This window comes from Pseudomonadota bacterium (genome assembly GCA_034660915.1).
In the GTDB taxonomy this organism is placed as follows: domain Bacteria; phylum Desulfobacterota; class Anaeroferrophillalia; order Anaeroferrophillales; family Anaeroferrophillaceae; genus DQWO01.
This window is the reverse complement of record JAYEKE010000076.1, coordinates 1-3999: the sequence shown is the minus strand read 5'-3', so window position 1 is coordinate 3999 and position 3999 is coordinate 1. Positions and strand designations below refer to the sequence as shown.

At 51.7% G+C, this 3999-nt stretch carries 4 protein-coding genes; all 4 read left to right on the top strand.

Annotation, left to right across the window (positions count from 1 at the left end; genetic code table 11):
- The first annotated feature begins 88 nt into the window (after positions 1–88).
- The gene (gene gspG / locus U9P07_04410; protein ID MEA2108643.1) at positions 89–541 is read left to right on the top strand and encodes a type II secretion system major pseudopilin GspG; all 453 of its coding nucleotides are present in this window, start codon (positions 89–91) and stop codon (positions 539–541) included.
- Positions 525–2174 (top strand): ATPase, T2SS/T4P/T4SS family, encoded by a 1650-nt coding sequence (locus tag U9P07_04405; protein ID MEA2108642.1) that lies wholly within the window; start codon positions 525–527, stop codon positions 2172–2174. The genes gspG and U9P07_04405 overlap by 17 nt, the downstream gene beginning before the upstream one ends.
- Before the next feature lie 275 nt (positions 2175–2449).
- On the top strand, positions 2450–3673 hold the full coding sequence (locus tag U9P07_04400; protein MEA2108641.1) for a type II secretion system F family protein: 1224 nt from the start codon (positions 2450–2452) through the stop codon (positions 3671–3673).
- Positions 3657–3999 (top strand): prepilin-type N-terminal cleavage/methylation domain-containing protein (locus U9P07_04395; protein ID MEA2108640.1); only part of this gene is annotated, 343 nt, incomplete at its 3' end. The genes U9P07_04400 and U9P07_04395, both read left to right, overlap by 17 nt.

Genomic DNA, 3999 nt, shown 5'->3' with positions numbered 1-3999 from the left:
ATTGATTTATCGCCATGATTACCATATATTAGAAGCATAATCCATAGTAACGTGGGAATCCATACCCGAAAGAGGAGTATAAATCAAGATGAATAAGCAAAAATCAGTTAATGCTGCCTTGCATGCACGCTGGCACAATCATTCCGGATTCACCCTGATAGAATTGCTGGTGGTGATCATTATTCTGGGATTGCTCTCGGCCCTGGTGGCGCCGAAGTTTTTCGGCAAAATTGACAAAGCCAAAATGAAAACCACCAAGGCCCAGATAGAGTTGCTGGGAACGGCGCTGGATGATTTCCGCCTTGATACCGGTCGTTATCCAACCACAGATGAAGGACTCAATGTCTTGCGGGAAAACCCCGGAGACCTGGAGGGTTGGTATGGCCCCTACCTGCCGAAACCGGTGCCAGATGACCCCTGGGGACATCCTTACCGGTATCGCAGTCCGGGTGAACATGGCCGCTATGACCTCTTCAGTTATGGTGCTGATGGCGTTGAAGGTGGTGAAAAGGAGAATAAGGATATTGTCAGTTGGCTTTAAGATGAAAGATCTCAGCAATAAAGTTCGAGACCGGTTGCAACAGCTGGTTGGTGGGCGAGGCAAAAAAGCCCGGGAGGCTGACGAATCAGCTCCGCCCGTGGTTCCCGTCGAGTTGTCTTTGGTTGAAGAACTGGACGCTGCTGATTTTCCCGAAACCCCACCGGATTTTACCGGTCTGCCGGTTTCGTTCATGAAACGTTTCCTGGTATTGCCGGTGGAAATGGCTGCTGATCACGTGGTGGTGGTTATGGCCGATTCCCTTGATTTCAGTACCCGGGAGATTATCACCCGCACCTTTGACCAGCCGGTTATTATCCGCCGGGCCGAGGCCGAAACCATCAGCCAGTATATCTATCGGTGGTATGAAGCCGAGGTGGATATGGCGGCTAATGAGGGTGAAGGTGAACTGGATCTTGAGGATCAACTATGGGATAATCCTGAGCACCTCAAGGACATGGCTTCCGAGGCTCCCATTATTCGCCTGGTAAATCATTTAATTACTCGGGCGGTCAGTTTGAATGCATCCGATATCCATATAGAACCCCGTAAAAGTCACGTCCAGATACGTTACCGCATAGATGGCGTTCTGCATAATATGGAGAGCATTAATATTAAACTTAAATCAGCGATTATTTCCCGGGTTAAACTGATTGCCAAGATGGATATTGCCGAAATGCGTCTGCCCCAGGACGGTCGTATTCGCTATACCAGTGACGGCCATGATATTGATATTCGGGTATCATCAGTGCCGGCATTTTTCGGTGAAAGTCTGGTCTTGAGATTGTTGCGGCAGGATGAAATCAACCTGGATCTTGACAGCCTCGGTTTTCCCGATACCATCCGCCGGCAGTTTGAACAGGCCATCAAGCTGCCTTACGGCATGATCCTGGTAACCGGACCGACAGGCTCGGGAAAAACCACCACTCTTTACGCGGCCTTGAATACGCTGAACCAACCGGATGTCAAAATCGTTACCGTTGAAGATCCGGTGGAATACCAGCTGGACGGTGTCAACCAGGTTCAGGTTCAGTCGGCTATCGGCCTGGATTTTTCCAGCTTGTTGCGTTCTTTTCTGCGGCAGGATCCTGACATTATGCTGGTGGGGGAAATCCGGGACGTTGAAACCGCTGATATTGCCATCCAGTCAGCCCTGACCGGTCACATGGTTTTTTCCACCCTGCATACCAACGATTCCCTGGGGGCGATTACCCGCCTGGAAGATATGGGGGTTGAACGCTTTATGGTGGCTTCGGCGGTAGTTGCCGTGCTGGCCCAGCGGCTTGTCCGTCGTGTCTGTCCGGATTGCGCTGCCACGGTGGAATTGACTGCCGGCGAGCGGGAACAACTGGCACTGGAATTACAGATTCCCGTTTCCAGGGTGCTGCCTGCTTATCAGCGTGGACAGGGTTGTAAAACCTGCGGTGATACCGGGTACCGGGGGCGGATCGGGATATATGAATATCTTTTGCTTGACGAGTCGGTAAAGCGGGCTATTTCCCGGGGTGATAATCTGGAAGACACTCTCAGGCGTTCCCCGGAAGATGGCGGCATTCCTTCCCTGCGTGATGACGGTATCGACAAGGTTGCCCAAGGGATTACTACCTATGAGGAAATTCTGCGGGTGACAAGATAGGATCCTTTGTAAATATTCGACTTTGTTTGTAGATTGGCAAATTTTTCTTATTTCTCACGGAGACACCGAGCCACAGATGGCAAATGGCTGGTTTCTTAGTGGCTTTGTGAGCTCAGTGAGAGTGTTTTTAAATGCTTCGCCTGCTTGTCGCAATGGTTTGCACCTATGCTTCGCCCTGCTTCGCACGGGGACAGAATTGAATTCTGTCCCCACATCGAGACAATTTTGAAGTAGCACCCAATGTTTACTAACCTTTAACCTTAAACCTTTTTTCCATGCCACAATTCAGTTACGAGGTGATGAATTCCCGGGGTGAGCGGCTTGTTGATGCTGCTGAGGCCCCGGATCGGGAAGAGTTGCTTTTGCGTCTGCAGCGGCAGGGCTTGACCCTTATCCGTTGGCTCGATGCTTCGGGAAAAGTAAGAAAACCGGCGCAAAAAGGTTTTCAATGGCGAGCGAAAACCGGTATGGGAAAGTCCCAGCTGCTTGATTTTACCCGGGAACTGGCCCACCTCACCCGGGAGGATGTGCCGGTGGATCGGGCGCTGGCAATCCTTATGGAAGTGGCGGGTGATCAGTCAACCCGGGAAACGGCCCAATATCTGCGGACCTCACTGCAGGGAGGAAAAAACCTTTCGACCGCGATGGCTGACCGACCCCAGGAGTTCAACAACCTGTATGTCAATATGGTCCGGGCCGGGGAAGCCGGCGGCATTCTGCCCCAGATTCTGACCAAACTGGGAGAATTTCTCGAACAGTCGGAAGAAGTTCGTCGTTATATCATTTCCAGTTCAATCTATCCGTCTATTTTGTTGTCGGTGGGTTTTCTTTCCATTCTGATCATTGTCGGTTTTGTGGTTCCTCGTTTTGCCGATATTTTCGCTGACCTGGGCCAGCAGCTGCCCCTTTCAACCCGAATATTGATGTCGGCCAGCCATTTTCTCCAGCGCTGGTGGCTGATATTACTGGCCTTGCTTGCGGTGTTTATCTTTGGCGGACGTCGACTGGCTCGTACACCCAAGGGAAAAAGCTTTCTGGATCGTCTATCTCTGCGTTTGCCTGGTCTGGGTTCTCTGGGGCTTGATATCCAGGTGAGCCGTTTTGCCCGGACCCTGGGAACCTTGATTTTAAGCGGCGTGCCGTTGCTCAAGGCCATTGATATTTCCGGCAAAGTGGTAGCCAACAGCATGATTCGTCTTGATATCGACCGGATTTACCAGCAGGTGAAAACCGGCAAAAGAATCAGTCAGCTGATGCGGGAAGGGGGGCTTTTCCCGGTCAAAATGGTCCAGATGGTGACCCTGGGGGAGGAAACCGGCCAGATCGGCAAGATGTTGGAAACAGCGGCCAGTGAGCTGGATCGGACCATCGAAATCAGGATAAAACGCTACCTGGCACTGGTGGAACCGATTGCCATTTTATTGATGGGGTTGATCATCGGCGCCGTGGTTATCTCCATGCTTTCAGCGATATTGGGAATCAATGATATCACTTTCTGATGGCTTCGTAAAAGTTCCATCTTCTTCGTTGCCCGGCAGCCGCCGTGGCTTTACCTTGCTGGAACTGATTGTGGTCATGGTGCTTATGGCCCTGGGTGTTTCCCTGATTACCACCAGCCTCGGTCGGGGTCTAGGGCGACGGCGGCCCAAAGCCTTTGTTCAGCAGTTTGTCAGCCTCTGTCGCCAAGCTCGAAGTCAGGCCCTGGCCGGCGGTCAGCCGGTGCATTTAACCATTGATGGCGAGGCGCGGCGTTGTCTACTGGAGGGGCGAAAACCGGGCTTGAAAATTCCTGAAATCGTTCGCATTGAGGTGGAAGATCGGGTTT

Bases quoted from the DNA above. Each gene is read 5' to 3' on its own strand.
- gspG (MEA2108643.1), top strand. From the start codon at position 89: ATGAATAAGCAAAAATCAGTTAATGCTGCCTTGCATGCACGCTGGCAC.
- U9P07_04400 (MEA2108641.1), top strand. From the start codon at position 2,450: ATGCCACAATTCAGTTACGAGGTGATGAATTCCCGGGGTGAGCGGCTT.